The organism is Streptomyces sp. RP5T (assembly GCF_003933965.1).
Taxonomy (GTDB): domain Bacteria; phylum Actinomycetota; class Actinomycetes; order Streptomycetales; family Streptomycetaceae; genus Streptomyces.
In genome coordinates this window covers 1-3,554 of the sequence record NZ_RSAJ01000743.1, presented here as the reverse complement: position 1 = coordinate 3,554, position 3,554 = coordinate 1, and the positions used below count along the sequence as shown (strand labels likewise).

Here is a 3,554-nt window from a genome sequence, read left to right as displayed (position 1 = left end):
GCTGTCGAGGGCCTCATCACGGGCCTCGACGGCGGCGTCGGGGCCGGACCGGACGCGCTCCCCCGTGGCTCGTCCGCCGGCCCGACACGCGGACCGCGCTCGGCCGGCCGGGCCCCGGCACCGCGGACGACGACCACTGTCCGGGCATCCGCGGAAGGCGATGGTCATGCTTGACGTACGACGTCTGCGGGTCCTCCAGCATCTCGCGACCTACGGAACGGTCGCCGCGACGGCCGAGATCCTGCACCTGACGGCCCCGGCCGTGTCCCAGCAGCTGGCCGTCCTGGAACGTGAGGCCGGCGTGCCCGTCGTCGAGAAGAGCGGACGCACTCTGCGGTTGACGCCGGCGGGAGAACTGCTCGTGGCGCACGCCGAGGTGATCCTGGGCGATCTCGCCGCGGCGGAGTCCGACCTGCGGGCGCTGAAAGGCGGCCACCACGGCCTGATCCGAGTGGCGGCCTTCGCATCCGCCGCCCGGACCCTGCTGCCCACGGTGTACCGGTTGCTCGCCGAACACGAGGACACCCGAGACGAGGACACCCGGGCGCGCACCCTCACGGTCCAGCTCGTCGAGCAGGAACCCGACCCGGCCATGGAGTCCCTCAAGAAGCGCGAGGTCGATGTGGTCCTGGCGCACAGCTACTCCGTGCTGCCACGCAACTTCCCCGGAAACAGCCGGCAGGACGTCCTCATGGAGGACCCGGTGCTGCTCTGCCTGTCCGCCGCGCGGGCCGAGCGCCTCGAACTCGCCCCGGGTCAGCCCGCCGATCTGGCCCGGCTGTCCGACGAGGCGTGGCTGACTCCCGGTCCGGAGACCTCCTGTTTCCAGATGATCCAGCGCACGTGCGGAGCGGCCGGGTTCGTCCCGGACATCCGCGTCCGCAGCAGCGACTTCTCGGTGCTCGTCGCACTCGTGGCGGCCGACGCGGGCATCGCGCTGGCCCCCCGGCTGGCCATCCCCGAGCAGGAGGGCATCAGCGTGCACCCCCTTCTGGTGCCGGTGACACGCACGGTCTTCACCGTCATCCGGACCGGAACCGCCCGCAGACCGGACGTACACCTGCTCAGCACTCTCCTGCGGCAGGCGGCAGACCTGGCCTCGCCCTGATCGGAGCACAGGGGCGGTCTCCGCTCCGGGCGGCGCCCGGTGTGCGACGCACAAGCCGTCACGGGAGCCGGTCGAGCAGCTCCTGATGGTGTGCGGCGGCCCACTCACGCAGACGCACCGGCTCTCGGCCCAGAAGATCCTCGACCGTACTGGTGGTGACCGCGCCGTGGTCGAAGCGGCCTTCGTATGTCTGTCGTGCCCAGATCAGTGTGCTGGCCGCGTAGGCGGCGTCCATGTCCGCGGGCGCGATGTCCAGGCCCGCCTCGATCATGCGCTGGAGGTCGGCGGGGGTCAGCACCAGTGCCGGGATCTCCCGTCCGAGGGCGTCGGAGAGCGCTTCGGCCACCTCGGTGCCGTTGAGGAGATCGGTGGACAGGTAGTAGTCCTTGCCCGCATGCGTTTCGGGTCCTTCGGCCAGCACCCTGGCCGCGACTGCCGCGATGTCGGCGCCGGCGACCCAACCGACCCGCTTGTCACCCATCGGCCACACCAACTGGCCGTCCCGCGGCCCGTTGATGCCCAGCAGGTTCTCCATGAACACATGCGGGTGCACATTCGCCCAGGCCAGCGTGGAGCCGGCGATGTAGCGCTCCACGAGCTCGTGCCACGCGAAGTGCGGATCGGTGGAGCGTCCGTCGCCGAACACGCCCAGGTGGACCAGGAAATCGACGCCGGCGTCCTCGGCCGCGTCCACGAAGGTCTTGGTCTGGTGGTTCATCGCCGAGGTGTAGCCGGTGACCAGGAAGACCCGGTCGATGCCCTTCAGCGCGCCGGCGAAGGTGTCGGGATCGTCGAGGTCGACGCACACCGCCTCCTGCCCCGCCGCGATCCACCGCTCGACCGTCGTCCCGCTGCGTGACGCCCGTACGGGGATCACCTGACCGGGCATCGCCTCCAACTCCCCGGCGACAGCCGCACCGATGCGGCCGGTGGCCCCCAGGACCAGAACCCGCGGAATGTCTGTGTTCGGCATCTCACTCCTCACGTCATACGGCCATACCGCCATGCGGTTCACGGCCATACGAAAGCAATCACTTTCGTATGTCGCGATAGTGAGTGCTGTCGTATGCTCTGTCAAGGCCACAGAAGACCGGAGGGACCACGTGCGAACCTGGGCCGACGACGACCCGAAAGCGCGGCTGATGGCGCGCAAACGCCAGGCGATCATCGACGCCGCGCTGTCGGCGTTCCTCGAAGAGGGATACGGCGGAAGCTCGGTCAATCGCATCGCCGCGAGCGCGGGCGTGTCCATCACGACCCTGTACCGGCACTTCGACAGCAAGGACGATCTCTTCGTCGCCGTCATCCAAGAGGCCTGCGGCACCGGCACCCGGACCGCGGACCCGCAATGGCTCACCCTCCCTCCCCTGGAGGGTCTGACGGAGGCCGGCTTCGAGCTCCTCCAGCACATCCTCACCGAGGAGCAGTTGGGGCTGTTCAGGGTGGTCGCCCGGGACGCGCAGCGCTTCCCCGCACTGGGCCGCCGCTACCAGCAGGACGTGCTGGGAAACCGCGTGGCCCTGTTCACTCGCCACCTGTCCAACTGGCCGGCCGACCTGCGCGCCAAGGTCGGTCACCCCACCCGGGCCGCACAGGTCTTCTCGGCTCTCCTCCAGGCGGAGATCGTCGAGACCGCGCTGCTCGGAGGGCCGGTTCCCGGACCGGACGCGATCCGGCTCCGCGCCCGGCAGGCCGCGAACGACCTGCTGGTCCTCGTCGAGGCCGGACGGCTCCAGTGACCGGTGATTCAGGGCCGCGTGACACCATCTCGTACGTGCTCGACATCGGCTACGCCCTCTCCAACCGCTTCCCGGACCCCCCGCAGACCGACTACCGCCGCGCGGACGTCCACGCGCTGCGGTACGACCTGTTCTGCGGGGACGTGTATCTCGCGGACACCAAGGAGGACCGGGAGCTGTCCACGGCCTGGGGATGGGTGCCGGTGCTCGACTTCGCGTGGGCGCTGTGCGACATCGTGGAACGCCTGGACCGCGACCCGGCGGGCTCCCGTGCCTCCCGCCCCCAGCACGCCGAACTCGACTTCACCGAGTCCACCGACCGCATGCTCTTCGAGCGCCGCTTCGGGTGGGTGGACATCGAGGCCGACTGGATGCGGGCCGAGGAACCCCCGCTCACCTTCTCCCACGCGGACCTGCGCCGCGAGGCCCGCGACTTCCTGCACGACCTGATCGCCGACCTGGTCGACCTGCACGAGGACCTGGGCGAGAACCCGGCGATCTGGACCCTCCAAGCACGCTTCCCACGAGTGAAGTGACCACGGGGCCCACCGCGACCACACCGGCCCCCACCAGGCCGACCACCGTTAGGCCTCCACCCGCCGGGCCGACCACCGTCAAGCGTGCACCTGCCAGGGTGGCCCCCCTCCAGGCCCCACCCCACAGGCCGGTCGCCGTCAAGCGTGCACCTGCCGGGCTGACCCCTGTCA

General features: G+C 70.3%; 4 protein-coding genes. 3 read left to right on the top strand and 1 reads right to left on the bottom strand.

Translation table 11 applies throughout. The annotated features are described in order from the left end of the window. Positions 1–166 precede the first annotated feature (166 nt). Positions 167–1,108, top strand: coding sequence for a LysR family transcriptional regulator (locus EHS43_RS40240; protein ID WP_125195495.1), 942 nt, complete (start codon positions 167–169; stop codon positions 1,106–1,108). Positions 1,109–1,166: 58 nt separating this feature from the next. Here EHS43_RS40240 and EHS43_RS40235 read toward each other — a convergent pair whose 3' ends face one another. After that, positions 1,167–2,081, bottom strand: coding sequence for an NmrA family NAD(P)-binding protein (locus tag EHS43_RS40235; RefSeq protein WP_185806620.1), 915 nt, complete (start codon positions 2,079–2,081; stop codon positions 1,167–1,169). A 130-nt stretch (positions 2,082–2,211) separates the two neighbouring features. Here EHS43_RS40235 and EHS43_RS40230 point away from each other — a divergent pair, with 130 nt between their 5' ends. Together EHS43_RS40230 and EHS43_RS40225 are read left to right on the top strand one after the other, a co-directional pair. Further along, positions 2,212–2,847, top strand: a complete 636-nt coding sequence (locus EHS43_RS40230; RefSeq protein WP_185806619.1) for a TetR/AcrR family transcriptional regulator — start codon at positions 2,212–2,214, stop codon at positions 2,845–2,847. A gap of 35 nt (positions 2,848–2,882) precedes the next feature. Next, positions 2,883–3,383, top strand: a complete 501-nt coding sequence (locus EHS43_RS40225; RefSeq protein WP_125195493.1) for a hypothetical protein — start codon at positions 2,883–2,885, stop codon at positions 3,381–3,383. The last annotated feature ends 171 nt before the right edge of the window (positions 3,384–3,554 follow it).

Bases quoted from the DNA above. Each gene is read 5' to 3' on its own strand.
- EHS43_RS40240 (WP_125195495.1), top strand. From the start codon at position 167: ATGCTTGACGTACGACGTCTGCGGGTCCTCCAGCATCTCGCGACCTAC.
- EHS43_RS40235 (WP_185806620.1), bottom strand. From the start codon at position 2,081: ATGCCGAACACAGACATTCCGCGGGTTCTGGTCCTGGGGGCCACCGGC.